Genomic DNA, 24,195 nt, shown 5'->3' with positions numbered 1-24,195 from the left:
GTCGCGCATGACGCCCGAATGCCGCTATTATGAGCTAGTTCGGTTGCTCAAAGGTGGCTGGGATCGATCTCGAGCTGCCCCAGTCGCTTGCGCAACGTGTTGCGATTGATGCCGAGCCGCCGCGCGGCCTCCAGCTGGTTGCCGCGCACGTCGAGCAGGACGCGGCGAAACAGCGCCGCTTCGACGATCGCTTCAAGCTGGCCGTGGAGTTCGCCGTCGGGTGAGTCACTCGCCATCTGCTCGCGCGCCCAATCGTCGACGGCGCGCGCAATCAGGTCGGCGGGCGCCACTCCGCCGCCACCCTCGCCATTTTCGTGCAGCACCGTTTCGACATCGCGCGCGGTCACCACCGTGTCGCGCGACAACACCGCCAGCCGCTGGACGACATTGCCCAGCTCGCGAACATTGCCTGGCCAGTCATGGCGTTCCAGCCACTGCATCGCAGCGGGCGCAAACTGCCGGTCGGGCAGCCCCGAACCGCGCCCCGCGTCGACAAAATGCCGGACCAGCGCGGCAATGTCGCTGCGCCGGTCACGCAGCGGCGGCAGCGTCACCGGGATCACGTTGAGCCGGTAGAACAGATCCTCGCGGAAACGCCCATCGGCGACCAGGGTCCGCATGTCGCGGTGCGTCGCGGCGATAACGCGAACGTCAGCGCGCAGCGCCTGATTGCCGCCGACGGTCGAATATTCGTTGCTTTGCAGCACCCGCAGCAGCCGCGTCTGTGCCTCCAGCGGCATGTCGCCGATTTCGTCAAGGAACAGGGTGCCGCCCGCCGCCTGCTCGAAGCGCCCCGCGTTGCGGCTGTGCGCGCCCGTGAACGCGCCTTTTTCGTGACCGAACAGTTCGGCCTCGATCAGCTCGCGCGGGATTGCCGCCATATTGATCGCGACGAACGGCCCGGATCGGCGCAGCCCGGTCGCATGGATCGCGCGCGCGACGACTTCCTTGCCCGTCCCCGATTCGCCCAGAATCAGCACCGCCAGATCATTCGAAGCAAGGCGGGCGATCGTGCGATAAACCGCCTGCATCGCGGGCGCCCGGCCGACCAGTCCATGACTGTCGGCCTGCGCCGGATCGGTGCCGACCGCCGGTTCGGCCCGGCGCTGCAACGCGGCGCGCACGCTCGCGGTCAGCTCGTCGAGGTCGAACGGCTTGGGCAGATAGTCGTAACTGCCGATGCCCGTCGCACGCACAGCGGTGTCCAACGTGTTCTGCGCCGACAACACGATGACCGGCGTCGCCGCGTCGATCCGCAAGGAATCGATGCCGTCGCCATCGGGCAGCACGACATCGGTAATCACCAGGTCGGGACGATTGTCGGCCAGCCAGGCGTTGCGTTCGGCGATGCTGCCAACCGACGCAAAATGGCCGCATTCGCCGACCAGCGTCTCGCGAATGATCATCGCGATCGCCGGGTCATCCTCGACCAGCAGGATCGTCTTGCGGTTGCTCATGCGCGGCGTCCCTGTTGTGCCACCGGCAGATGGACACGAAAGCGCGTCCACTCGCCGTCGCGCATATGCTGGACCGTGCCCCCCATATCGCGCGCCAGCTTGGCGACGAGCGCCAGACCCAGCCCCCGCCCCTCACGCTTGGTCGTCACGAACGGATCGAACAGGTCGCCGCGAATGTCGGCGGGAACGCCGGGGCCATTGTCGCTGACGCTGACCTCGATCGGCAGCGCGATACGGCCGCGGCCGTCGCCATTGTCGATCGACAGCCCATGGCGATACGCGGTCGCCAGCCGCACCACGCCATCGTCGCGCCCGCCAAGCGCTTCGCAGCCGTTGGTGACCAGATTGAGCAATATCTGCACCATGGCGTCATGGTTGCCGTGGACCAGCGGCAGCGACGGGTCGAAATCCTCGGCAAAACGCACACCGGGGAACTGGCGCGCGCGCGCGGTTTCCATCGCTTGGTGGATCGGCTGGTACAGGTTGATCGGCGCGCAGGCGATCGGCTGGCCGCGCGAGAAATGCTCCATCTGGTCGATCAACGTCGCGATCCGGTCGACCTCGGCGACGATCAACGTCGTAAAGCGTTCGCCGCTGGCATCGGTTTTGCGCGCCAGCAACTGCGCCGCGCCCTTGATGCCCGCCAGCGGATTCTTGATTTCATGCGCCAGCATCGATGCGGCGCCGCCCGCCGCGCGCCCCGACCGCCCGATTGCGCCGCCCATCAGTTCGGCATCGCTTTGCGCCGGGATCAGCGCAAGAATGCGATGGCCGCTTTGGCCATAAGGCACCATCTGCATATCGACATATATTGCTTTACGGCCGCCCACCGAAATCTCGGCCCGGTGCGCGAACAGCGCCGACGTTGCGGCGTCGCTCATCCGCTGACGATAGCTGCGGTCCATGTCGATCACGTCGTACACGACGCGCCCGATCATCGCCGACCGGCTCATGTTGCACATCTGTTCGGCAGCGGCGTTGACGAAAAGCACCACGGCGCCCCTGTCGATCAACAATGTCGGAACGGGGTGCGAGTGGATCAACTCGTCATGGTCGATGGTCGGGATGCTCGACGTGAGCGCGCTCACGCCGCGGCCTTGCTCAGAAACGGGGTGTAGAAGCGTTCGAGTGCGTCGAGCACATCGCGGCTGCTGGGGATCTGGTTGACCATGTTGCGAAACTCGGCCGACCCGTGCAGCCCCTTGACGTACCAGCCGAGGTGCTTGCGCGCCATATTGACCCCGGTGATTTCACCATAATGATCGATCATCGCCCGATAATGCGATGTAATGACGTCATATTGTTCGTCGATTCCGGGGTCGGGACGTTCACCCTCGCCGCGCAGCGCCGCCATCACCTGCCCCAATAACCAGGGGCGGCCATAGGCGCCGCGGCCGATCATCACCCCATCGGCGCCGCTTTGGGCCAGAGCGGTTTTGGCGTCATCGGCGGAGCAAATGTCACCATTGGCGATGACCGGAATCGACACCGCCTCCTTGACCGAACGAATGAAACTCCAGTCCGCCTCGCCACGGTACATCTGGTTGCGGGTCCGGCCATGGACGGTGACGAGCTTGGCGCCCAGATCTTCGGCAATATGCGCCAGCTCAGGCGCGTTCAGGCTGTCGTGACACCAACCCATCCGCATCTTGACCGTCACCGGCACTTTTACCGCCTCGACGCAGGCCTTAATCAGCGCCGCGGCAAGCGTCAGGTCGCGCATCAGCGCTGACCCCGCGTCGCCGTTGGTGACCTTACGCACCGGACAGCCCATGTTGATGTCGATGATCGCGGCGCCGCGATCCTCGTTCAGCTTCGCCGCCTCGCCCATTTCATAAGGAGTGCAACCGACCAACTGCATCGACACTGGTTCTTCGACCGGGTGCCACGCCGCTTTCTGAACCGACTGCCGCGTTTCGCGGATCGCCGCCTGACTCGCGATCATCTCGGTAACATTGAGCCCCGAGCCATAGCGGCGCACCAGGGTGCGGAACGGCATATCGGTGACGCCGGTCATCGGCGCCAGGATCACGGGATCTGCGATGGTGATGTTGCCGATCTGGATGGGCCGCAGCGGCGCCATGGCGGGAGCTTTCGTCTGATTGCCTAAAATTTGAGCAGCCCGTACACGCTAAGCCGCTTTCCCGCAAGCTGCGGCTGCGCTAACCGCCGGTCACGATGACCGAGTCCGTCCCCCCGATCCCGCCCCGCACGATGGTGATATTGCTCGCGGGTGGCCTCGGCAGCCGTGCCGGTTTCGCGGTGCCCAAGCAGTTGGCGATGCTCGGGTGCAAACCGGTCCTCCGCTGGAGCCTCGATGCGTTTGCTGTGCATCCGACGATCGGCGGCGGCGTGCTGGTCGCCAATGATGACGTCATGGCGGCGCTGGGCGATCTCCCCCAAGGTTGGATTTCCGCCAATCCCGGGATGGAACGCCAGCAATCGGTCGCCAACGCGCTGGCCGCACTTGCCGATCGCGACGATGCGACGCCGGTGCTTGTCCACGACGCCGCGCGGCCCGGCGTGACCGCCGACATCATCGACGGACTGCTCGCCGCGCTGGACCTCGCAAAGGCAGCCATCCCGACGTTGCCCGTTCCCGACACGCTCGTCGAGCAGGCCGCAGATGTCGCTGGCGATGTCATCGACCGCACCACTTTGGCGCGCGTTCAGACTCCGCAGGCCTTTCGTCTTGGCACATTGCGGCTGGCTCATGCCGAAGCGGTCGACGCCAACGCCACCGACGATGCACAGCTGGTGCGGCGACTGGGAGTCGCGGTTGCCACCGTGGCGGGCGACGCGCGCCTCCACAAACTGACATATGCCGAGGATATGGCGATCCTCTCGGGCTTATTGGGAATCGAGGCCATGACACGAACTACCGTCGGAATGGGCTACGACGTCCATCGGTTGGTGGCGGACAAGCCGCTGTGGATTGGTGGGATAGAAATCGCTCATAGTCATGGACTTGAAGGGCATAGTGATGCCGACGTCGGGCTTCACGCGCTGACCGACGCGATCTTGGGCGCCCTGAGCGACGGCGATATTGGCGATCATTTCCCGCCCAGCGACTCGCAATGGCGCGGCGCCGCGTCGCATCGCTTTTTGGCTTTCGCCGCCGAACGGGTTGTCGCGCGCGGCGGTCGTATTGTTCATGTCGATCTGACGATCATCGCCGAAGCCCCGAAAATCGGCCCCCACCGCGCCGCGATGCGCGCGCGCATCGCCGAAATCCTTGCGATTCCGCTCGACCGGGTTAGTGTAAAGGCAACAACGACAGAGCGGCTGGGGTTCACCGGCCGCCGCGAGGGGATCGCTGCACAGGCTGTCGCGACTTTGCAACTTCCGGAGAATTGACCGTGCTGCCTGACGAAGAATCGCGCCTTTTGGTGCGCGACGCGCTGGCGACAAGCGTGCTGGCGGGCAACCGCGCCGCGGGGCGCAGGGTTGCAGTCGCCGAAAGCTGCACCGGCGGCATGGTCAGCGCCGCGCTGACCGACATCGCGGGCAGTTCGGACGTGTTTTCCGCGGGTTTCATCACCTATTCGGGCCATGCCAAGCAGAGCCAACTCGATGTAAGCAGCGAAATTCTCGAAACCTTTGGCGAAGTCTCGCTGGCCACAGCATGGGCCATGGCCACCGGCGCGCTAGCCAACAGCGACGCCGATATTGCCGTCGCGATCACCGGCATCGCCGGTCCGGGCGGCGGATCGGAGAAAAAGCCTGTGGGGCTTGTCGTTTTTGCGCGCGCGCTCCGCGGCCAGGACCCTGACGATTATTTCACCCAGCGGGTGCAGTTCGAAGGCGGCGATCGCGCCGCGATCCGCCATCACGCGACGCTGTTCGCGCTCGACCTGCTTCAGCCTGAAAGGGACGCGCTGCGGCCCTCGGAGGACATTGCCCTCCCCGCGCCGTAAAGATCGTCGGCGCGCGTTTCGAATGCCGCGATCATCTTGCGCAGCGCCTTGTCGAACATCTGGCCGGCCAAGGCCTCGAACATTCGGCTGCGGAAGGCGAAGTCGACCATGAAGTCAACGCGGCACCCGCCATCCTCGACCGCGGCGAAATGCCACTCGTTGTTCAGGTGGCGCATTGGGCCGTCGATATAGCTGACGGTCACCGCACCCGGGCGGTCCTTGTGCACACGGCACGAAAAACTCTCACGCAGCCCCTTGAACCCGACGATCATGTCGGCGACCGTTTCATGCTCGCTATCGGTACGAATACGCAGCGCGATAACCCACGGCAGGAACTCCGGGTAACGCGCGATGTCGGTGACGAGCGCGAACATCTGCTCGTCGCTATACGGCAGAACGCGGGTTTCGTGATGCCTGGGCAAGACTGGGGTCAGCCAACAGCGCGCGTCAGCTGCGCCTCGCGCGCGGCGCGCATCCGTTCAAAATCATCGCCGGCGTGATAGCTTGACCGCGTCAGCGGCGACGAAGCGACCTGCAAAAAGCCCTTGGCGCGCGCGATCTGGGCATAGGCGTCGAACGCCTGCGGCGTCACGAAGTCGATAACCTTGGCATGCTTCGGGGTCGGTTGCAGATACTGCCCCATCGTCATGAAATCGATGTCGGCGCTGCGCATGTCGTCCATCACCTGATGCACCTCCATTCGCTGTTCGCCCAGCCCGAGCATGATCCCCGACTTGGTAAAGATCGACGGATCACGGCGCTTGACGCTTTCGAGCAGGCGCAGCGACGCATAGTAACGCGCGCCGGGGCGGATCGTCGGATAGAGCCGCGGGACGGTTTCGAGGTTATGGTTATAGACGTCGGGCCGCGCATCGACGATCGCGGCGATCGCGCTTTCGGGCTTGTTGCGAAAATCGGGGGTCAGAATTTCGATCGTCGTCTGCGGCGTTTCGCGGCGCAGCGCCTGGATCACTTTGACGAACTGGCTCGCGCCGCCGTCGGGCAGGTCGTCGCGGTCGACCGACGTGATGACGATGTGGCTGAGTCCCATTTTCGCGGCCGCGATCGCGGTATGCTCGGGCTCGAACGGATCGACCGCGCGCGGCATCCCGGTCTTGACGTTGCAAAAGGCGCAGGCGCGGGTGCAGGTATCGCCCAGGATCATCACCGTCGCGTGCTTCTTGGTCCAGCATTCGCCGATGTTCGGACACGCCGCCTCTTCGCACACGGTATTGAGGTTAAGCTCACGCATCAGCTTGCGCGTTTCGGCATAGCCGGGACTGGTCGGCGCCTTGACGCGAATCCAGTCGGGCTTGCGGGTGCGCTGGCTGGGGGTCGCGGCGGGTGATGCGGGAGCGTTCATTCCGCCCACATAGTCGCGCCCGCGCCTCTTCTCAACCTCTCTACCTATGCTAAGGCGAATCCATGACTCACTTTGCTGACATGATCGACGGCTATCGCCGTTTCCGTAGCGGCGGCTGGCAGGAGCAACGCGCCCGCTGGGACGAATTGGCGGTTGGCCAATCGCCCAAGGTGATGGTCATCGCCTGTTCCGACAGCCGCGTCGAACCGTCGCAGATTTTCGACACCAATCCCGGCGAAATCTTTGTCGTCCGCAATGTCGCCGCGCTGGTGCCGCCGTTTGAAACGACGCCTGGGCGCCACGGCGTGTCGGCGGCGCTGGAATTCGCCGTCCAGTTCTTGAAGGTCGAAGAAATCGTCGTGATGGGCCACGGTCTGTGCGGCGGCTGCCACGCCGCGCTGCACCGGTCGATGGCGGGCGCCGAGCCGGGTCGTGGCGGCTTTATCGCCGACTGGATCGCGATGCTCGACGACGCCAGCGATCAGGTCCGCCGCGAACACGCCGACATCGACAACCGCGACGCCGGGCGCGCGATGGAAATGGCCGCGGTGCGCGTCAGCATCGACAATCTGCGCACCTTCCCCTGCATCCAGGAAAAGGAAAAGCGCGGAACGCTGCGGCTACGCGGCGCCTTTTTCGCGATCAGCGACGGGGTGCTGCATCTTTTGGACGAAGCGAGCGGGGAGTTTTCACCCGCCGCCTGAACAGGAGCGCGACATGAGCAAGAATGCAATGTGGCTGACGCTGATCGTTGTGGCAGCAATTGTCGGCGCGTTCATGGGTCCATCGCTGGCCAGTGTCCTGTCGCCCGAAACCTTGCTCATCCTGTCGGTGCTGCTGATCGGCGGCATCGTCATCTTCTGTTTCTGGGCGCTGTCGAGCAACAAGGGTGGTGCCAAGGCCGACGCCGCGGCGATCGCCGACGCTCGGACAATGCAGGCACCCGCGGGGAAAGCACGGATCTACATCACGCGGCGCGGGTTCGTCGCGGCGTTGCAGGGCATGGACGTGACGCTGAACGGCGCAGCCAAAGGTCAGATCAAGTCAGGCCAGATGCTGATGGCTGACGTTGGGCCGGGGCAACATCAGTTGCATGTCGCCACCGCCAAGGCAAAGCTGGCGCACCCCGCCGAATTTTCGATCGACGTCGGCGCGGGCGGCGTCGTGGTGATCGGCGCGATGATCGAAATGGGCGCGTTGAAAGGCAGCATCAAGCTGGAGCGGCTGGACGCCGCAAAGGCGCGCGAAGACGTGCACGCGACCAAGCTGGTGCTGTGGGAAGTGCCGCCAGCCTGACCTGACCCGTCACGGCTTGGCGGTGACGAACCCTGCGGCGGGCCAATCGGTATCGCCGATCCGCGCGACCTCCAGCTTGGCAAACTCCACCGGCGGCATGCCCACGCCGACATAGCGGCCGACTTCCGTCCATTTGCCATCGGCGACCGTCGCGACATATTTGATCGTCGCGCCGTTCGGGACCGGAATGCTCCACTCAAAACCCGTATCGGTCACCGCAAACGGGAATTTCCCGGTGCGGCCGTCGGTCCAGCTGTTCATCGCATATTGGTCGGTTGCGGCATCGTAGGAAATGACCGCAAAAGCGTTGAACGCCAGCTTGCCCGCCTCGTCATATCCGCGCCCCTCGATGACCAGCGCGGTGCCGTCAAGCATAGGGCCGGCGCGTTCGGTCTGCACGAGCTTGATCGCGCCGCCTGGACTGGTGATCGTCGCGGTGCCGCGCCATTCGCCATGCAGTTTCGCCAGTTTGGCGATCGCGGCCTTTTGTTCGGCGACGACCGCGGGATCGGTCCGCATCTGCGCTTGCGCGGGCAAGATGGCGGCGGACAGCATGGCTGCGGCGACAAGAACAATTCGCATGATGATCCTCCCGTATTGTGTTGCTGATATAACACAGCTGACACCCGGGGAAAATAGGTCTTGGAGCGGAGATTCAGGGAATCGCGTAGGTCACATTCGCCTGCCCGACTGGCTTGTTGGCATCATTGGTCCATATCCGCACGTCCATCACCGCCAGCCGCTTGCCGAGCCGCAGCATATGCGCGTCGGCGAACAGCGGACCCGGCCGACACGGGCGCAGGAACTGGTAATTGAGCGCGCTGGTCACAGCCATCGCGACGGGGCCGATATGCGCGAGGACCAGCGCATAAGCTGCCATATCCGCAAAACCCATCTGGGTCGGGCCGGAGATCAGCCCGCCGGGGCGCAAAGCCAATTCGGTCGGGTCCATGCGGGCCTGAATATGGCCCGGCACGGCCGAGACGACGGTGCCGCGAGAACCGGGCACCGAGTGAGGGAAGGCCTCGGCCATAAAAGCGTTGAGTGCATCAGCATCCAGCCGGATCGAGCTTGACGAGATCGGCGCCGCCTCCCCCATCGCGGTCAGCGCGTCAGTTTCTTGTACGACGTCGCATGCGGCCGCGTTGCGTCGTCGCCCAAACGGCGGATCTTGTCCTCTTCATAGGATTCGAAATTGCCCTCGAACCATTCGACATGGCTGTCTCCCTCAAACGCCAGAATGTGCGTCGCGAGGCGATCGAGGAAGAAGCGGTCGTGGCTGATGACCACCGCGCAGCCCGCGAAATTCTCCAATGCTTCTTCAAGCGCGGCCAGCGTTTCGGTATCGAGATCGTTGGTCGGTTCGTCGAGCAGCAGGACGTTGCCGCCCTGTTTCAGCATCTTGGCCATATGGACGCGGTTGCGTTCACCGCCCGATAGCTGGCCGACCTTCTTCTGCTGGTCGACGCCCTTGAAGTTGAACGCACCGACATAGGCGCGGGTCTGCATCTCGTGCTTGCCGATGTTCATCATCTCGGCGCCGCCCGAAATTTCCTGCCAGACATTGTTGTCGGGTTTCAGGTCGTCGCGGCTCTGGTCGACGAAGCCCAGATGGACGGTGTCACCGATCGTCACCTTGCCGCTGTCGGGGGTTTCCTGTCCCGTGATCAGCTTGAACAAGGTCGATTTGCCCGCGCCGTTGGGTCCGATCACCCCGACGATGCCGCCCGGGGGCAGCGAGAAGGACAGATCTTCGAAGAGCAGCTTGTCGCCATAGGCCTTCGAGATATTCTCGACCTCGATGACCTTGCCGCCCAAGCGCTGCGGCACCTGGATGACGATCTGCGCCTTGCCGGGGATACGCTTTTCCTGCGCCTCGACCAGCTGGTCGAAGCTCTTGATACGCGCCTTTGATTTGGCCTGACGGGCTTTGGGCGACTGGCGGATCCACTCGAGTTCGTCCTTGATCGCTTTCTGGCGGCCGGCGTCCTCGCGCGACTCCTGTTCGAGCCGCTTGCCCTTCTTCTCCAGATAGGTCGAATAATTGCCTTCGTAGACAAAATAGCGGCCGCGATCGAGTTCGAGGATCCAGTTCACGACATTGTCAAGGAAGTAGCGATCGTGGGTGACGAGAATGACGTTGCCTGGATAATCGACCAGATGCTTCTCCAGCCACGCGACGCTTTCGGCGTCCAAATGGTTGGTCGGTTCGTCAAGCAGCAGGATCGACGGCTTTTCGAGTAATAGACGCGTCAGCGCGATGCGGCGCCTTTCGCCGCCCGACAGGTTCGCGACGCTCGCATCGCCCGGCGGACAGCGCAACGCCTCCATCGCGATCTCGAGCTGGTTGTCGAGCGTCCAGCCATCGACCGCGTCGATCTTTTCCTGCAGCGTGCCCATTTCGTCCATGAGCGCCTCGAAATCGGCGTCTGCGGGTGGATCGGCCATCAGCGTACTGATTTCGTTGAAGCGGTCCATCATGTCGGCGACGCCGCGCACGCCGTCCATGACATTTTCCTTGACCGTCTTGTTCGGATCAAGCTCGGGCTCCTGCGCCAGATAACCAACGGTAATCCCCTCGCCTGCCCAGGCTTCGCCGGTGAATTCGGTGTCCATCCCCGCCATGATCTTCATCAGGGTCGATTTGCCGGTGCCGTTCGGGCCGACGATGCCGATCTTGGCATCGGGATAGAATTGCAGGCTTAGATCCTTCAGCGTCGGCTTTTGCGCGCCGGGATAGGTCTTGTTCAGACCCTTCATCACGAAACTATATTGGGCGGCCATGGAAATGCTCCGGATATAAGCTGCGCCGCGGGCGCGGCGGGACGAAATGTCAGTTGCGCGCCGGTTAGCGAATGGGCACGAATTTGGCAATCAACGCCTTGCGGTGCAGATCGCACGGGCAGCGATAAGGCGATGATCCACTGGCGTCGGAAGACAATTTGGCGATTCTCGCTAACGCGGAGCGACCACCGGGACTGTCGAATGTGACGCAGGAATGACAGATTTCCGCCAGCGCAGGCCATCTCAATTATTTTTGTTGACGATCCATACGGAACGGCTAAATCCCGCCGCTCGCGGAACGGGAAAGTTTCCCCGACGCGGTAAGGCATTTTAGGGAGCCCACACATCATGAAGAAATTTGCTGCTATCGCCGTTGCTGCCAGCATGTTCGCCCTCGCCGCTTGCGGTGAAAAGGCTGCTGAAGAAGCCACCACGGAAGCCCCGGCTGCTGAAGCTGTTGCTGAAGAAGGCGCCGATGCCGCTGCTGCTGGCGCTGAAGCCGCTGCTGCTGGTGCTGACGCTGCTGCCGCTGGTGCCGAAGCTGCTGCTCCGGCCGACGCTGCTGCGACCGCTGCTGCTCCGGCCGACGCCGCTGCTGCTCCGGCCGCTCCGGCTGAAGAAAAGAAGTAAGTCACAGCCCTTCGGGGCGTTGACCGAAACTAGAATTTGGCGGCCTTCCTTCGGGAAGGCCGCCTTTTTCTTTGCCCGCCGTTCGCGCGGCTAGACTTGTGCCCATGCGCTGGCTAAGGCGCGGGGCAGTAGTCGGGGAGTAGCGCAGCCCGGTAGCGCGCCTGCTTTGGGAGCAGGATGTCGCAGGTTCGAATCCTGTCTCCCCGACCACTGACCCCAGCCGACCTGATCCTGCCGCCGACTATCCCGCCGACGTCGCGATCAGCCGCGCATAGAAATCGATCATGCGCTTGAAGCTGTCGATCTTCATATGCTCATTGGTGCCGTGGATCATCGCCGTTTCTTTCAGCGAAAAATGCATCGGCATGAACCGATACACATCCTCCGACACCGGCTCCATGCTACGGCTGTCGGTGCCGCCGACCACCAGGATCGGCGACAGCACGGCGCCCGGCGCGTCGGCCCGCGCCGTCGCGGCAATCCATTTCCAGCCTTGTGAACTGGTCGACGACACCCGCGACGGCTCGCGCGGCGGCTTTACCCAAGCCAGCTCGACCGGCAAGTCGCCGACAGCATCCTTGGCGCGCGCCATGATGTCGGCGGACCGGTTCCACGGCGCGATGCGATAGTTGATCAGCGCATTGGCGGTTTGCGGCAGGACATTCTCTTTCGGGCTTCCCTCCAGCATCGTCGGAGCGATCGTGGTGTGAAATGCCGCCGCCGTCGATGGGGTGGCCGCGACCTGGCGCTTCAGGATTGGGCCGAACAGCCATTGGTTGGCGACCGCCATCTTGGTCGTGCCACCCTTTTCGGCCGCCAGTGCCTCAAGCATCGCGGCGCCCGGCCCCCGAATACTGAGCGGAAAGGGCTTTTCGGTGATAGCGGTAATCGCCCGCGCCAGCGTACCGACACCGGTTTCGGCGGGCGGCATCGAGCTGTGGCCGCCGGGCGCCTCGGCGGTGACCTTCAGCGTCGCATAGCCTTTTTCGGCGATCCCGATCATGATCGCGGGGCTGTTGATGACCGGCGTGTCGGTCAGCACGACGCTGCCCTCATCCAGCGTGAAGATCGCCTTCACGCCCTCGGACTTGAGCTTCGCCGCCGCAGCGACCGCGCCCGATCCGCCGACCTCTTCGTCGTGACCCGACACCAGATACACGCCGCGCTTGGGCTGAAACCCCTGTCCGGCCAGCGCCTCGATCGCCTCGAACAGCGCGACCAGTGATCCCTTGTCATCCACCGTCCCGCGGCCCCACACCGCCTGTTCGGCGATAGTCCCGGCGAAGGGCGGATATTTCCAATCGCCCTCGGTCCCTTCGGTGACGGGCACGACGTCCTGATGCGCCATGACGATGATCGGCGCCAGCGCCGCATCGCTGCCCGGCCAATGATAAATCAGCGTCCGGTTGGGCAAAATGGTGCGCGCCATGGCGCGATGGGTCGCGGGATAGGTTGCGGCGAGCCAGGCGTGCAGCCGGTCCCATTCGGCGACGTCGTTGTCCGCCGGATCCTGATGCGAGATCGTGCGGATCTGCGCCGCGGCGCTCAGATGCGCGATCGCCGCCGCCAGATCATAGCGCGGCGTCGCGGCAAGCCGTACGTCGCTGCCGTCTGCAATGTTGGCAGCCGTAAAACTTGCGGTCCGCACGGCGACCGTTGCCGCGACGACCGCAAGGACTGCCAGCCCCCCGATCAGGATCGTACGCCGCTTTCCCATGTCTCTCTCCCGCTGTCGGGACAATGGACCGCGATCGGTTTCGTTTTGCAAGGAAAATGGTTTGGGAGAAGACAATGGCTGGACGGGGGAATGGTGGGCCCGGCAGGACTCGAACCCGCAACCTAGCCGTTATGAGCGGCCAGCTCTAACCGTTGAGCTACAGGCCCCCCTGGAAAAACCCGGTGAGGGGTCAGCGGGCGATAGCGGACGCCGCGCTGCGTTGGCAAGCGTCAACGCTCAGCCAGCCGTCCGGCGCTGCGCCATTGCCCAGATGTCGTCGGCAGTCGTCGCCTCGACGCCGCGCCGCGCCAGATGGTCCAGCACCATGTCCCACCAGCGATAGAAAAGGTCGAGATCGGCCTGGCTGCGAACATAAGGGGTATTGCCGGGTTGCAGCGACGGCGAGTGGAAAGAGAAATTGAGCACCGGCAACCGCAGGTCGATGGCACGATCGATCGCCTTGCATGCCCGCGCGGCGGGAATCCCTTCCGGGGTCAGTGCGATCCGCTCAACCAGCCCGAGCCTTGCGAGCGCCGCGCCGGCATGGGTGCCGTTACGGGCGATGCGATGATACACGCGGCCGCCTACCCCGCCTAGCAGTCCGCCGAACACGGTTGTGACCGGCATTTCGAGCACCGCTCCCGCATCGGAGCGAACCCACCACGGGTGCAGGGGCGCCGCGCGATAGTCGGGGCCGTGGCCGGCGCGATAATCGAACCCGGAGCGGACCGATGTGTCGCAACGGAAACCCAGCTCGGCGAGCATCGTGGCGGTATTTTCGCCCAGGCCATAGCGCCCGGCCCGGTAAACCGTCGGCGAAACGCCGAACCGATCGCGGATCGCGTCGCGCAGCGCCGTCATCTTGGCGCGCTGAAGCTCGGCGGGAAGATTGCCTGTGTAGCTGTTGCGGGCGTTCACGTCCTCGTCGTGCGGCGGCGTCACCCATGGGTGCAGCTGCGCCCCGATGTCACAGGCGCCGCTGGCCTGGGCAGCGCCCAGAATGGCGACCGCGCGGTCGTCGACGACGATCGGCCAGTCAACCAGATAGATGGGTTTCACGCCCGCGCGGGCAAAATAGCTCTGGCAGTCGGCGAGCGCCGGGACCGACGCGAGGCGATAGCCGGTGCGGGCAAAGGGCGCCGCCCAGTCGAAATCCTCCTCGGTGTCGATGGTAACCCAAAAGCGCGGCCGTTCATCCGCGGCGAGTTCCACCAGGTCGGATGCCGCCGGATATGCAAAGAAATTGCCCGCAGGCTGCACCACGCTCCCCTTTGCCGCGCCAATTATTCAGGCCGACCGGCCTATTCGCCTTGCTGGACGTCCAGCGCGACCTCGGGCTTCGAGTTGGCCGAGCGCAGATGCAAGGTCAAGGCGTTATGCCCGATATCGAGCCGTCCGCCAGTGGCGCGCGCCAGGCTGTCGACCAGCCGCAGCGAGAAGCCCAGGCTGAGCACCGCCGCGCCCGGCGCCTCACCTTCGGGGCTGAAACCGGGGTCGAGCAGATCGGCGGCGGTCGCGAAGCGGATCGTCGCCGGACGCACGATCCGCAACTGGAGCATATCGTCATGCTGCGATTCGGTGACCAGTTGCCCAACCAATATAGCGCCCGTTTCGGACACATCGACCAGCGCGGTCAGCAGGCGGCCGACCATACGTCGGGCATTGGCGTCGTTGGCCAGCCCCACAAACGGGCCACCGATCCGCGAAATGCTCAGGTCTACGCGCTGCTCGGCCAGCAATGCCGCCAGATCGTTTTCGACCTGCGTCACGATCGCGCCCATGTCGACCACTTCGCCGGGCGCCGGGTCGATCGCGGCGGCGGAGTTGCTCCGCGCAGCGGTTTCCAGGTCGTCGATGATCGTTTGCACCGATGCCGCGTCGGCGACGATCGTGTCGGCCATCGTGCGATAGCTCTGGTTGACCGGTCCGAACATCTGCCCCGCAACGATCTGGGCAAAACCCGAAATGGCGTTGAGCGGGCTCCGCAGTTCGTGGATCAGCTGGCGGATCGAATCGCCCGAATCCTCGGCAGCCGGGCGGCCATAGGGCGTCTCGCTGCGATTGGGGCGGCGGGCGCTGCCGCGATAACCGCGGAACTGCCCCGTTGCCGGATCGAACCACGGCAGCGCGGAAAAGCGCCACTCGCCCGCGTCGGCGGGCGTGCCTTCCAGCATCATGCGCGCGTTGAGAATCTCGGCGCGCTGCCGAAAACCGCCCGCCGCGACGCCGTCGGTTCCAGGCTCGCCGCCAAATGCCGCATCGGCGATCGACAGCCCGATCACCGCCCCGCGGGTGACGCCCTCCACCCAATGGATCACCCCATCAGGTCCGGTTTCGAACAGAAAGGCTGCGCGCGGCGCCTGCGCGGCGCGCGCGCCATCAGGCTGGCTACGCGCCGACTGGAATTTGTCGATCCGACGGACCAATTCGCTGATCTGGCTGGTGCCATTTTCCACTGCCGCATCGGGAGCGGCGTGCAGCGCGACCGCCGGGGCCGGTTTCGGCTCCGGTTCGCAAGCCGCAGCGTCGGTGGTCATCGCCCCAGGCTGCGGCAGCGCGACCGATGCGCTGCCCAGACTGGCGAGCGCCCGATAGACGCCGACAGGCAAGTCATTGCGACCCGCCAGCACCGAACGCGCCATGGCGCTGGTGGCTGGCAACATTGCCAGCCAATCGGTTTCCGACAACCGCGCGTGACGCAGCATGATTGCCGAAACTGCCGGCACATCATTGGCGTAGAGCGCCACCAAAGGCGCAAAACGGCCATGCCGAGCAACCGCCCGCGCGCAATCGCGGCGCACCGACTCGGGTATTTGCGGCCTGAGCACGGCGAGCGCGTGCAGGCTGCGACGAATATCGTCGTCGCCCAGTTGATTGCCACGCTGGGCCAGAATATCGGACAGTTGCCGCCACGCCGCGATGCTGGCACGGGGGTCCGCAGGCGCCTGGCGCAAGATGGTCGCGATCATCGAGTCAGCCATCACGGGAAGCCCGTCCCACACCCTTGGTCCTTGGTTAGCATATGCTTACCGGCTAGCGTGAATCCCCCAGTCATGAAAGTGCCTTAACCGGCCACGTCACATTGTGGGACAATTGCAATCGCCTGAAATAATATTATGGTCACCGCAGTTTTGGAAAGCGGATGTTTCAACAATGGCGAGTCAGAAATTCGATCAGATCGACCTGCAGATTCTGGGCGAACTACAAAAAAATGGCCGAATGACGAATGTCGAGCTGGCCCAGATGGTCGGACTGACCGCGCCGCCGTGCCTGCGCCGGGTGCGCGCGCTGGAAGAATCGGGGGTCATCCGGTCCTATCATGCCGACCTTGATGCCGCGAAGCTGGGGTATGGCATCACTGTCTTTGCCATGGTCAGCCTGCGCAGCCAGGCCGAGGCCGATCTGAAGGCGTTCGAGGATTATGTCGGCGGCCTGGCCGAAGTTCGCGAATGTTACATGCTCAACGGCGAAATCGATTTTCTGCTGAAAGTCGTGGCGCGCGATCTGCAAAGTTTTCAGTCGTTTTTGACGGCCCACCTGACCTCCGCGCCCAATGTCACCAGCGTTAAAACATCGCTGACGATTCGCACTGCGAAGCAGTTGGCGGGAATTCCGGTCGAATCCTGATCGCTACTACTCATCACGGACTAAAAAAGAGGCGCCGTTCCGATCCGGAACGGCGCCTTTTTTTTCGGTTGGTCGCGATCGAGCGTTCAGCTGCCGGTCGCGGGTGCGGCGGCCGGAGCCGCTGCCGGTGCGGCGGCGGGAGCCGCGCCGGCCTTGGCCCGGATCGACCATAGCTGCGCCAGCCGCTGGCGATTGCCCTGCACCTTGGCGAAGCTGGCGACCGCCGCATCGCCCTGCCCGGCCAGCGCCTGCGCGACTCCCAGGCGATATTGCACGAGCGGGTCGGTCGGCGCCGCGGCCAAGGCGGCCTGATACAGCGGGATCGCCTTGGCGGCGTCGCCATTGCCTACCAACGCGTCGGCGGTCGCCCGTGCCGCCTTCGGATTGGTCAGTGTCGCTGGCTTGGCGGCATCGGCGGCCACCGCGGCGGCATCAGACGCGGCGCGCGGTGTCTGCGATTCCAGAATACTGCCAAAATGCGTATCGGTTTTGGGGATCGCGCCGCTGTTCTGGCCTTGCTTGATCACCGCCACGACTTCCCCGGGGAAACCGGCTTCAGTCGCCAGGCCGGCATATTCCAGATATTCGGGGCGCTGGGTCATCGAATTGGTCGCACGCATCAGGCGCAGGATGTCGAGGTTGAGTTCCTTGTCGCCCCCAGCCTGCTGCAACAGGATATACAGCGTGTTGCGCCACGTCGCCGGGGTCGGATAATCCTGGACCCGCATTGTCAGGACGTCGAGCATCTCGTTGGTGCGGTTGGCTTTTTGGAACGCCTGCGCCGGACGCACATATAGTTCTTCCGACGGTTTGGTGCCCGCGGTGCGCGCCGCCGTGATCCCGGCCTGGGCGATTTCCCATCCCTTGTCGATCTGGCCACCGTTCAAATAGCTGTCCATCAGCATCGGCGACAAGGCGGACTCGGTCGAGCCCGCAGCTTTCGCCGCTTCGAGCCGCTGGATCGCCTTGGTATAGTTCTTCGCGCCATAGGCAAAATTGCCCGAGTAGAAATTATACACGCCGACATTTTCGGCCGGGGTCAGCCCCGATTCAAGCATCACGTCGAGCCCCTGCCCTTGCAGCGCCTGATCCTTGTTCAGGATGCCCAGTTGGAGCTGATAAAAGCCGACCAGATATTTGTCGTCGGGGGTCGTCGCGCTCGCCTGGCCCTCGGTCACCGCCGCCATCAGCGTTGCCGGATCCTTCGCCGCGGTCGCGTCGGTCATTTTCTTGAGTGCGGGAGCGAAACCCTTGCTCGCGGTCAGACCCTTGCCTTTGGCGGCCTCTTCCTTCTTCGGCTTTTCCTTTTTCTGGGCGGCGGCCGGTGCGGCGGTCGTCATCAGCGCGCAGCCGAGCACGGCGGCCATCGCCGTCGCGGGCATCGAGCGGAAACGGGTGAACATCGAAATCTCTCCTCAGAATCGGCCGGCTCGCCCAACGATAACAGGCAACGCAAACAGGGTTCCGGCGCGCGTTCATAACGCGGCTAAACCCGTCGCGTTGCCAAGGCAAGACGGCCGGTATCGATATTTCTTTGGAAGAGAACGGCTGAACCGAAATTGAACCCGGCGGTGAAGCCCGACGGTGTCAGGCGATGTCGTCGATCGCCTGGTTGATCTGGCGCAGCACCAGCGGATCGCCGGGCGCCCCCGCCATCGCCTGTTCGGCGAGTTCGATCAGCGAGATGATGCCAAAGGTCGCCGCGAGCCCCTTCAGGCGAAGCGCCGCGACATCCCAATTGGCGTCGCAACGGGCACGGCGCATCAGGTCCGCCAGATCGCGCGCGCTGCCGGTAAAGGCTCCGCGCAGGTCCAGCGCAATCGCCGGATCATCGCCGATCGCGGCGCTGAGGTATCGATCGAGCGGGCCACTATCAAAGGACATTCCACAGCGTTGGCAGCTTGTGGTTAAGTTTCCGTTTCAAGACGGTCATTTGGTGCTAAGATAGCCGGATGACGGGGGACAAGAAAATCGTCGGATTGTGGCGGGATTCCGCCACAATTCAGGAATCTGGCACCGCCGCGTCGGCTGACGCCGCGCCGCCGGAGACTGCGCGCGCACCCGAAGCGGAGGCGCCCGCCGAACGCGACTGGCTCGACATGTCGTCGCTGACCGACATCCCGGACAGCGATGATATGCAAGATGATTCGGCCGCGCCATCGGCGTGGCGCGACCGCGTCGCTCCGGCGCTGCTGATCCTGCTGGGCATCGGCTGGACGGGATTTGCGATCGCCGTTGCCACCGATGGTCTGACCCGCGGACCGGCGTTGACCGAATGGTCGGCGCTGATTGCGACGATCGCCATGCCGCTGACCCTGCTTGCCGTCCTGTGGATGACGCTGCTGCGTTCAAGCCGGTCCGAACAGGCCCGCTTCGCGCGCGTCGCCAGCGCGCTGCGCGACGAGAATATTGCGCTCAATCAGTCGATGCACTCGCTCGGCTTGCACCTCGCCGACGCGCAGAAACAGCTCGGGGAACAGGCGAGAATCGTACAGCAACTGGGGTTCGATACCGTGGCGCGGCTGGGCGAAAGTAGCGACAAGCTGGCCAGCAATGCGTCGGTGATCGCCAATGCCCATGACCAGCTCGCGCGGTCGGGCGACGTCGCGTTGCAACGCATGGACGGATTGCTCGCCGGATTACCCCGGATCGACGATGTCGCGCAGCGGCTTGCGGTTAATTTCCGCGAAGCGGGCCTTGTCGCGCATCAGCAGGGCGCCAGTCTGGAAGCGAAGCTGGCGGCGCTCGGCGAGGAAGCGGCAAAAGCGGCGCAGACCGGCCAGGCATCGACCGCAACCATGCTGGAAGCGATCGTGGCGTTGCAGGAACAGGTTAAAGAAGTCGAATCGGGGCTTATTGGCGCCTCGACCCAAGTCAGCGCCGCGCACGACGCTGCTCTCGCGCGCATGGTAAGGGTCGGGGCTGCAGCGCGCGATGAGATGACATCGACCGTCACCGCGGTCACCGGCCAGATGGACGAAAGCTGGCGCCTGTTCCGCGACGGCGTCGACAGTGCTGCCGCCCAGATGGACGGCAAACTTGCCGCCGCGCGCGACGCGGGCGAGGCCATGGGCGCCCTGCTGGCGGCGCATGCCGACGCCAGCGATGCGCTGGCAACACGGATCACGGCGCATGTCGCCGATGTGGCGCAGCAGCTTGAGGTGCTCGACGTCAGTGTCAGCGCCAGTACCGGCGTGATCGGCCGCGCAATCGATGACACCAAGGCACAGCTCAGCGCCTTCTTGCAGGAAGTGCAGAGCGGGAACGCATCGGCGCACCAGCTGATTTCCCACGCGGAATCGCTGCTCCTCGCGCTCGACGCGGTAACGCGCGAGCTCGACGAGACGTTGCCGCATGCGCTCGACCGCATGACATCGCACGGCAAAGCGACGCAGGCTGGGCTGTCGCAGCTGCGCCCGATGCTGGAGGCATCCGAGCTGGTCGCGCAATCGACGATGTCGCACGTCAACGCGGTTCAGGCGACCCTCAAGGCGAACGAAGACCAGATGGCGGGCCACGCCGCCAGCCAGCAGCAATTGGCCGACCGCATCAATGGATCGCTGGCCGATGCCGAAGCCGCGCTGGCCAAGCTGCGCGACGGCGCCGACGAATTTGCTGAACAGGGCGGCGCACGGATGATCGCGACGCTGAGCGACGTGCGCGCCACCGCCGACTCCGCCGCCGACGAGGCACGGCAGACGCTGGAAAAACTGGTGGCGGGTGCCCGCGAGGCGATGCAGGCGACCGCGACCGAGGCCATCGACGCCGCGTTCAAGAACGAGATCATGGCGCAGCTGACCGCGATCGAAGAAGCGTCGGCGCGCGCGGTGTCCGCCGCAAACGGCGCTGCCGACCGCCTGATGCGCCAGCTGATCACGATTATGGACACCAGCGCCAGCGTCGAAGCGCGCGTGGCCGAAGCCGAACAGGCGATATCTGCCTCGGGTCGTGATTCGCTCGCCAAACAAGTGGGTCTGCTGACCGAGGCGCTGAAATCGACCGCGATCGACGTCACCAAGATATTGTCGAGCGAAGTCAGCGACACCGCCTGGGACGCCTATCTGAAGGGCGATCGCGGCGTGTTCGCCCGCCGCGCGGTCAAGCTGATCGAGAGCGGCGAGGCCAAGGAAATCCTGCGGCTTTATCAGAATGACGACGGCTTCCATGCGTCGGTGAACCAGTTCATCCACGACTTCGAAGCCATGCTGCGCCTGCTGATTGGCGCCCGCGACGGATCGGCGATCAGCGTGACCCTGCTGTCGTCGGACATCGGCAAGCTGTATGTGGCGCTGGCGCAGGCGATCGATCGGTTGCGGGGGTAGTCGGGGCGGGAGTCAGCGGATTGGCATGTCTGCAAACGACCAGAAGTAGACGTTCCGGTTTCTACAACTTCGTCATTCCCGCGAAAGCGGGAACCTAGGGTGGGGTTAGCCTACGCACGCTCTGGGTCCCCGCTTTCGCGGGGATGACGAATTTGGGGAATTGCAGCTTCCCACCCCAAAGCTGACATAGCCTTCAAATAGGGCTTTCCTACATTATCTGGCTGTGCGAACCCTCAATCGGGGCATCATATTGCCGTTCGCCGGCCAGCCATGGGGGGGGCGCCGAGCGATCCGACAATACTGGAGGCTCAAATCGCGGACCGCGCGAGGCTGAACTTTCCTGAACTTTGGATTGTTACGCGGTCATCACGCCGATCGCTCCCCGACCCATCAAGCCCGACCACTCATCACATCGGGATCGACAACCCCAGTCACATAGGCGGCATAGTAAAGCACAAACCCGATCGTCGCGACGATCGCCATCTGGAGCAGGATGCGGCCGGGCCGGAACACCGCGGGCGCGCCGCGGTCCTGCCCCTTCACGAGCGGCGCCTCGTCATCGCTCGCTTTCCGCCCATGAAACGGCAGCACGAAAAAGGCGCTGAGCGCGAAGAAAAGCGAATAGATTGCGAGCGCCGAAGTCCATTTCATCGTTGTAAGTCCGTTCAGAGCTGCACGAGCATGACATCGACGACGGGTTTTTTGCCGGTCCAGTCGGTCGCGACGCGGCGCACGCTCAGCCGGATCGCCTCGCGCATTTTTTCCTGCTCCTTGGCGGGCACCAGCGCGGCTTTCTCTGCCGCTTCGCGCATCTCGTCGATAAACGCCTCGCGCTCATCCTCGACCGGGACGCCGCGATAGCTGACCGCCACCTCGGTAAAGCGTTTGCCGGTGAAGATGACGGCGACGGTGATATGACCGTGTAGCGCCAGCTTGCGGCGCTCGTTGATCGTCTCGCCATCGGCAGGCAGGATCACATCGCCGTCGAGGATCAGCCGCCCGGCGCGGACGCGCTCGAGGATTTTGGCGGGACCGGGGGCGAGGCGGACCAGATCGCCATTTTCCTGGATCAGCGCATCGGGAACGCCCGTTTCCAGCGCAAAGCGCGCCTGTTCGTGCATGTGGCGAATCTCGCCGTGGACCGGCACCACCAGCTTTGGCCGCAGCCAGCCGTAGAGCGCCGCCAGTTCGGGCTGCCCCGGGTGGCCGCTGACATGGATATGCGCCTGCTTTTCGGTGACGGTCAGAATGTCCTTGGCAGCAAGCTGGTTCATGATCCGCCCGATCGCGACTTCATTGCCCGGGATCTGCTTGGACGAAAAGACGACCGTGTCGCCCGCCTGCAACTTGATCTGGTGACTGTCAGACGCCATGCGCGCCAGCGCCGCGCGCGGTTCGCCCTGCCCGCCGGTAGCGATGACCATCACCTTGTCGCGCGGCAGGCGCATCGCCTCGTCGAAATCGACCGTCGGCGGGAAGTCCTTGAGATAGCCGACCGATCGCGCGACGCCCAGAATGCGGTCGAGCGAACGGCCCGCGACGCACAGCGAGCGCCCGGTCGCCGTGGCAACGCGCCCCAGCGTCTTGAGCCGGGCCGCGTTCGACGCAAAGGTCGTGACAATGACGCGCCCCTTGGCATTGCTGACCGCGGTGAGCAGCCCGTCATACAGGTCGCCCTCGCTGCCCGACGCCTCGGGATTGAAGGCATTTGTCGAATCGCCGATCAAGAAATCGACGCCCTCATCACCGATCGCGGTCAGCGCCGCGGCGCTCGACGGCGTGCCCAGCACCGGATCCGCGTCGAGCTTCCAGTCGCCGGTATGGAATACGCGGCCATAAGGGGTATCGATCACCGCCGCGCTCATCTCGAGAATCGAGTGCGCCAGCGGCATCAGCCGGATGCCGAACGGGCCAAGCTGGAAATGCGCGTCGATGTCGACGGTCTTGATCTTGACCTCTTTCTCCAACCCTTCTTCCGCCAGCTTGTTGGCGATCAGCCCGGCAGTGAAGCGGTTGGCGTAGAGCGGCACGCCAAGGTCGGCGGCGAGATAAGGCAGAGCGCCAATATGATCCTCATGCCCGTGGGTCAGGATGATACCGAGCAAATCCTTTTTGCGATCCTCAATGAATTCCAGATCGGGCATGATGATGTCGATGCCGGGATAATCATGGGTGCCAAAGGTCACGCCAAGGTCGAGCATGATCCATTTGCCGTCGCAGCCGTAGAGATTGGCGTTCATGCCAATCTCGCCCGATCCGCCGAGCGCGAGGAACAACAATTCTTTGCCGGGGACGGTCATGCAGCGGCACCCCGCTGCGCATAAAGATGCATCAGGCCGTTCAGCGTCAGATCAGGCTCGATACGGTCGAACAGATGCGCCTGTTCCTGAAACAGGGTGGCGAGGCCGCCGGTCGCGATGACGGTGAGAGGTTTGCCGATTTCGGATTTCATACGCCCTATTAGGCCTTCCATCATGGATACATAACCCCAATATACCCCGATCAGCATCTGGCTTTCGGTGGTCCGCCCGATAACGCTGCTCGTTGTCGGGGCTTCGATGGCAATCCGCGGCAGCTTGGCGGCGGCGGCGACCAGAGCCTCCAATGACAAATTGACCCCCGGCGCGATGATGCCGCCCAGATAGGCGCCTTCGGAACCGATATGATCGAGCGTCGTCGCAGTACCGAAACTGATCACCAGCTTGTCCCTGCCAGGCTCGACCGCCTGCGCCGCAATCGCGTTGACCGCGCGGTCGGCGCCGACCGAGCGCGGCTCGTCGACCTTGAGCGCGATGCCCCACGTCACCGGCTCGCGCCCGGCGACCAGCGCATCGACACCGAAATATTTGACCGCGAGGAGCTGGAGATTGTGGAGCGCGCGCGGCACCACCGTCGAGATGATCACGGCATCGACCTGGGCGCGGTCATGGCCCTCGATGCGCAGCAATTGATCGAGCCACACCATATATTCGTCGGCGGTCCGGCGGTCGTCGGTCGCGATGCGCCAGCGCGCGAGCAGCTCGGTGCCGCGGAACAGCGCGAATTTTGCATTGGTGTTGCCGACATCGATCGCGAGCAGCAT

23 protein-coding genes and 2 tRNA genes are annotated in these 24,195 nt (G+C 64.1%); 8 read left to right on the top strand and 17 right to left on the bottom strand.

The features are described from left to right. Window positions 1-47 precede the first annotated feature (47 nt). From J2X44_RS09960 to dusB, 3 genes are read right to left on the bottom strand one after another with little or no spacing between them, the layout of a single operon-like run. Window positions 48-1,457, bottom strand: a complete 1,410-nt coding sequence (locus J2X44_RS09960) for a sigma-54 dependent transcriptional regulator (protein WP_310089401.1) — start codon at window positions 1,455-1,457, stop codon at window positions 48-50. After that, on the bottom strand, window positions 1,454-2,545 hold the full coding sequence (locus J2X44_RS09955; protein WP_310089402.1) for an ATP-binding protein: 1,092 nt from the start codon (window positions 2,543-2,545) through the stop codon (window positions 1,454-1,456). Before J2X44_RS09955 ends, J2X44_RS09960 begins: the two co-directional genes overlap by 4 nt. Then, window positions 2,542-3,540, bottom strand: a complete 999-nt coding sequence (gene dusB, locus J2X44_RS09950) for a tRNA dihydrouridine synthase DusB (RefSeq protein WP_310089403.1) — start codon at window positions 3,538-3,540, stop codon at window positions 2,542-2,544. The genes J2X44_RS09955 and dusB overlap by 4 nt, the downstream gene beginning before the upstream one ends. Window positions 3,541-3,635: 95 nt before the next feature. On the opposite strand from dusB, the gene J2X44_RS09945 reads away from it, so the two are divergent. After that, the gene (locus J2X44_RS09945; protein WP_310089404.1) at window positions 3,636-4,814 is read left to right on the top strand and encodes a bifunctional 2-C-methyl-D-erythritol 4-phosphate cytidylyltransferase/2-C-methyl-D-erythritol 2,4-cyclodiphosphate synthase; all 1,179 of its coding nucleotides are present in this window, start codon (window positions 3,636-3,638) and stop codon (window positions 4,812-4,814) included. Window positions 4,815-4,816: 2 nt separating this feature from the next. Then, window positions 4,817-5,374: a CinA family protein gene (locus tag J2X44_RS09940; RefSeq protein WP_310089479.1), complete on the top strand. Its 558-nt coding sequence runs from the start codon at window positions 4,817-4,819 to the stop codon at window positions 5,372-5,374. Here J2X44_RS09940 and J2X44_RS09935 read toward each other — a convergent pair. Together J2X44_RS09935 and lipA are read right to left on the bottom strand one after the other, a co-directional pair. Beyond that, window positions 5,317-5,796, bottom strand: coding sequence for a type II toxin-antitoxin system RatA family toxin (locus J2X44_RS09935; protein WP_310089405.1), 480 nt, complete (start codon window positions 5,794-5,796; stop codon window positions 5,317-5,319). The genes J2X44_RS09940 and J2X44_RS09935 overlap by 58 nt on opposite strands. A gap of 8 nt (window positions 5,797-5,804) precedes the next feature. Then, window positions 5,805-6,737: a lipoyl synthase gene (gene lipA, locus J2X44_RS09930; protein ID WP_310089406.1), complete on the bottom strand. Its 933-nt coding sequence runs from the start codon at window positions 6,735-6,737 to the stop codon at window positions 5,805-5,807. A gap of 62 nt (window positions 6,738-6,799) precedes the next feature. Here lipA and J2X44_RS09925 point away from each other — a divergent pair, with 62 nt between their 5' ends. Together J2X44_RS09925 and J2X44_RS09920 are read left to right on the top strand one after the other, a co-directional pair. Further along, on the top strand, window positions 6,800-7,441 hold the full coding sequence (locus J2X44_RS09925; protein ID WP_310089408.1) for a carbonic anhydrase: 642 nt from the start codon (window positions 6,800-6,802) through the stop codon (window positions 7,439-7,441). Window positions 7,442-7,454: 13 nt separating this feature from the next. Beyond that, window positions 7,455-8,033 carry a hypothetical protein gene (locus J2X44_RS09920; protein ID WP_310089409.1) on the top strand — a complete coding sequence of 193 codons (579 nt, stop codon included), beginning with the start codon at window positions 7,455-7,457 and terminating at the stop codon, window positions 8,031-8,033. Window positions 8,034-8,042: 9 nt separating this feature from the next. Here the strand turns inward: J2X44_RS09920 and J2X44_RS09915 are convergent, their stop codons facing one another. From J2X44_RS09915 to ettA, 3 genes are all read right to left on the bottom strand, one after another. After that, complete coding sequence (locus tag J2X44_RS09915) at window positions 8,043-8,615, bottom strand: DUF1579 domain-containing protein (RefSeq protein WP_310089410.1); 573 nt, start codon at window positions 8,613-8,615, stop codon at window positions 8,043-8,045. 73 nt (window positions 8,616-8,688) lie between these two features. After that, window positions 8,689-9,066 (bottom strand): PaaI family thioesterase, encoded by a 378-nt coding sequence (locus J2X44_RS09910; protein ID WP_310249266.1) that lies wholly within the window; start codon window positions 9,064-9,066, stop codon window positions 8,689-8,691. 71 nt (window positions 9,067-9,137) lie between these two features. Next, window positions 9,138-10,817 carry an energy-dependent translational throttle protein EttA gene (gene ettA, locus J2X44_RS09905; RefSeq protein ID WP_310089413.1) on the bottom strand — a complete coding sequence of 560 codons (1,680 nt, stop codon included), beginning with the start codon at window positions 10,815-10,817 and terminating at the stop codon, window positions 9,138-9,140. A 406-nt stretch (window positions 10,818-11,223) separates the two neighbouring features. Between ettA and J2X44_RS09900 the strand changes: the two genes are divergently transcribed. Both J2X44_RS09900 and J2X44_RS09895 read left to right on the top strand, forming a co-directional pair. Then, a complete protein-coding gene (locus J2X44_RS09900) occupies window positions 11,224-11,541 on the top strand; it encodes a hypothetical protein (RefSeq protein WP_310089415.1) in 318 nt (105 codons plus the stop codon). A gap of 39 nt (window positions 11,542-11,580) precedes the next feature. Beyond that, window positions 11,581-11,657 (top strand) — tRNA-Pro (locus J2X44_RS09895). Window positions 11,658-11,688: 31 nt separating this feature from the next. On the opposite strand, the gene J2X44_RS09890 is transcribed toward J2X44_RS09895, so the two are convergent. The 4 genes from J2X44_RS09890 to J2X44_RS09875 form a co-directional block, all read right to left on the bottom strand. Then, window positions 11,689-13,164 carry a M20 family peptidase gene (locus tag J2X44_RS09890; protein WP_310089416.1) on the bottom strand — a complete coding sequence of 492 codons (1,476 nt, stop codon included), beginning with the start codon at window positions 13,162-13,164 and terminating at the stop codon, window positions 11,689-11,691. 91 nt (window positions 13,165-13,255) lie between these two features. Then, window positions 13,256-13,331, bottom strand: a tRNA-Ile gene (locus J2X44_RS09885). Window positions 13,332-13,401: 70 nt separating this feature from the next. After that, on the bottom strand, window positions 13,402-14,424 hold the full coding sequence (locus tag J2X44_RS09880) for a polysaccharide deacetylase family protein (RefSeq protein ID WP_310089417.1): 1,023 nt from the start codon (window positions 14,422-14,424) through the stop codon (window positions 13,402-13,404). Between the two features lie 41 nt (window positions 14,425-14,465). Then, window positions 14,466-16,145 (bottom strand): histidine kinase dimerization/phospho-acceptor domain-containing protein, encoded by a 1,680-nt coding sequence (locus J2X44_RS09875; protein ID WP_310089418.1) that lies wholly within the window; start codon window positions 16,143-16,145, stop codon window positions 14,466-14,468. Between the two features lie 172 nt (window positions 16,146-16,317). Between J2X44_RS09875 and J2X44_RS09870 the strand changes: the two genes are divergently transcribed. After that, window positions 16,318-16,791, top strand: coding sequence for an Lrp/AsnC family transcriptional regulator (locus J2X44_RS09870; protein ID WP_310089419.1), 474 nt, complete (start codon window positions 16,318-16,320; stop codon window positions 16,789-16,791). Window positions 16,792-16,877: 86 nt separating this feature from the next. Here the strand turns inward: J2X44_RS09870 and J2X44_RS09865 are convergent, their stop codons facing one another. After that, window positions 16,878-18,194 (bottom strand): tetratricopeptide repeat protein, encoded by a 1,317-nt coding sequence (locus J2X44_RS09865; RefSeq protein WP_310089420.1) that lies wholly within the window; start codon window positions 18,192-18,194, stop codon window positions 16,878-16,880. A 184-nt stretch (window positions 18,195-18,378) separates the two neighbouring features. Then, window positions 18,379-18,675 carry an Hpt domain-containing protein gene (locus tag J2X44_RS09860; RefSeq protein ID WP_310089421.1) on the bottom strand — a complete coding sequence of 99 codons (297 nt, stop codon included), beginning with the start codon at window positions 18,673-18,675 and terminating at the stop codon, window positions 18,379-18,381. Between the two features lie 68 nt (window positions 18,676-18,743). Here J2X44_RS09860 and J2X44_RS09855 point away from each other — a divergent pair, with 68 nt between their 5' ends. Next, on the top strand, window positions 18,744-21,113 hold the full coding sequence (locus J2X44_RS09855; protein ID WP_310089422.1) for a hypothetical protein: 2,370 nt from the start codon (window positions 18,744-18,746) through the stop codon (window positions 21,111-21,113). Window positions 21,114-21,503: 390 nt separating this feature from the next. Here J2X44_RS09855 and J2X44_RS09850 read toward each other — a convergent pair whose 3' ends face one another. The 3 genes from J2X44_RS09850 to J2X44_RS09840 are packed head-to-tail and all read right to left on the bottom strand — an operon-like array spanning window position 21,504 to window position 24,195. After that, a complete protein-coding gene (locus tag J2X44_RS09850; RefSeq protein WP_310089423.1) occupies window positions 21,504-21,764 on the bottom strand; it encodes a DUF1467 family protein in 261 nt (86 codons plus the stop codon). A 14-nt stretch (window positions 21,765-21,778) separates the two neighbouring features. Next, a complete protein-coding gene (locus J2X44_RS09845; protein ID WP_310089424.1) occupies window positions 21,779-23,413 on the bottom strand; it encodes a ribonuclease J in 1,635 nt (544 codons plus the stop codon). Continuing rightward, complete coding sequence (locus tag J2X44_RS09840; protein WP_310089425.1) at window positions 23,410-24,195, bottom strand: type III pantothenate kinase; 786 nt, start codon at window positions 24,193-24,195, stop codon at window positions 23,410-23,412. Before J2X44_RS09840 ends, J2X44_RS09845 begins: the two co-directional genes overlap by 4 nt.

Origin of the sequence: Sphingopyxis sp. BE259 (genome assembly GCF_031457495.1) — a bacterium.
Taxonomy (GTDB): Bacteria; Pseudomonadota; Alphaproteobacteria; order Sphingomonadales; family Sphingomonadaceae; genus Sphingopyxis.
Note: the sequence above shows the minus strand (reverse complement) of the source record. Positions and strands in the feature narration are given on the sequence as shown.

What these genes read in the sequence shown, in the direction of transcription:
- J2X44_RS09850 (WP_310089423.1), bottom strand. Translation starts at nt 21,764, where the DNA reads ATGAAATGGACTTCGGCGCTCGCAATCTATTCGCTTTTCTTCGCGCTC.
- J2X44_RS09870 (WP_310089419.1), top strand. Translation starts at nt 16,318, where the DNA reads ATGGCGAGTCAGAAATTCGATCAGATCGACCTGCAGATTCTGGGCGAA.
- J2X44_RS09945 (WP_310089404.1), top strand. Translation starts at nt 3,636, where the DNA reads ATGACCGAGTCCGTCCCCCCGATCCCGCCCCGCACGATGGTGATATTG.
- J2X44_RS09920 (WP_310089409.1), top strand. Translation starts at nt 7,455, where the DNA reads ATGAGCAAGAATGCAATGTGGCTGACGCTGATCGTTGTGGCAGCAATT.
- lipA (WP_310089406.1), bottom strand. Translation starts at nt 6,737, where the DNA reads ATGAACGCTCCCGCATCACCCGCCGCGACCCCCAGCCAGCGCACCCGC.
- J2X44_RS09865 (WP_310089420.1), bottom strand. Translation starts at nt 18,194, where the DNA reads ATGTTCACCCGTTTCCGCTCGATGCCCGCGACGGCGATGGCCGCCGTG.
- J2X44_RS09960 (WP_310089401.1), bottom strand. Translation starts at nt 1,457, where the DNA reads ATGAGCAACCGCAAGACGATCCTGCTGGTCGAGGATGACCCGGCGATC.
- J2X44_RS09910 (WP_310249266.1), bottom strand. Translation starts at nt 9,066, where the DNA reads ATGGCCGAGGCCTTCCCTCACTCGGTGCCCGGTTCTCGCGGCACCGTC.
- J2X44_RS09860 (WP_310089421.1), bottom strand. Translation starts at nt 18,675, where the DNA reads ATGTCCTTTGATAGTGGCCCGCTCGATCGATACCTCAGCGCCGCGATC.
- J2X44_RS09925 (WP_310089408.1), top strand. Translation starts at nt 6,800, where the DNA reads ATGACTCACTTTGCTGACATGATCGACGGCTATCGCCGTTTCCGTAGC.
- J2X44_RS09915 (WP_310089410.1), bottom strand. Translation starts at nt 8,615, where the DNA reads ATGCGAATTGTTCTTGTCGCCGCAGCCATGCTGTCCGCCGCCATCTTG.
- J2X44_RS09890 (WP_310089416.1), bottom strand. Translation starts at nt 13,164, where the DNA reads ATGGGAAAGCGGCGTACGATCCTGATCGGGGGGCTGGCAGTCCTTGCG.
- dusB (WP_310089403.1), bottom strand. Translation starts at nt 3,540, where the DNA reads ATGGCGCCGCTGCGGCCCATCCAGATCGGCAACATCACCATCGCAGAT.
- J2X44_RS09845 (WP_310089424.1), bottom strand. Translation starts at nt 23,413, where the DNA reads ATGACCGTCCCCGGCAAAGAATTGTTGTTCCTCGCGCTCGGCGGATCG.
- J2X44_RS09875 (WP_310089418.1), bottom strand. Translation starts at nt 16,145, where the DNA reads ATGGCTGACTCGATGATCGCGACCATCTTGCGCCAGGCGCCTGCGGAC.
- J2X44_RS09855 (WP_310089422.1), top strand. Translation starts at nt 18,744, where the DNA reads ATGACGGGGGACAAGAAAATCGTCGGATTGTGGCGGGATTCCGCCACA.
- ettA (WP_310089413.1), bottom strand. Translation starts at nt 10,817, where the DNA reads ATGGCCGCCCAATATAGTTTCGTGATGAAGGGTCTGAACAAGACCTAT.
- J2X44_RS09840 (WP_310089425.1), bottom strand. Translation starts at nt 24,195, where the DNA reads ATGCTGCTCGCGATCGATGTCGGCAACACCAATGCAAAATTCGCGCTG.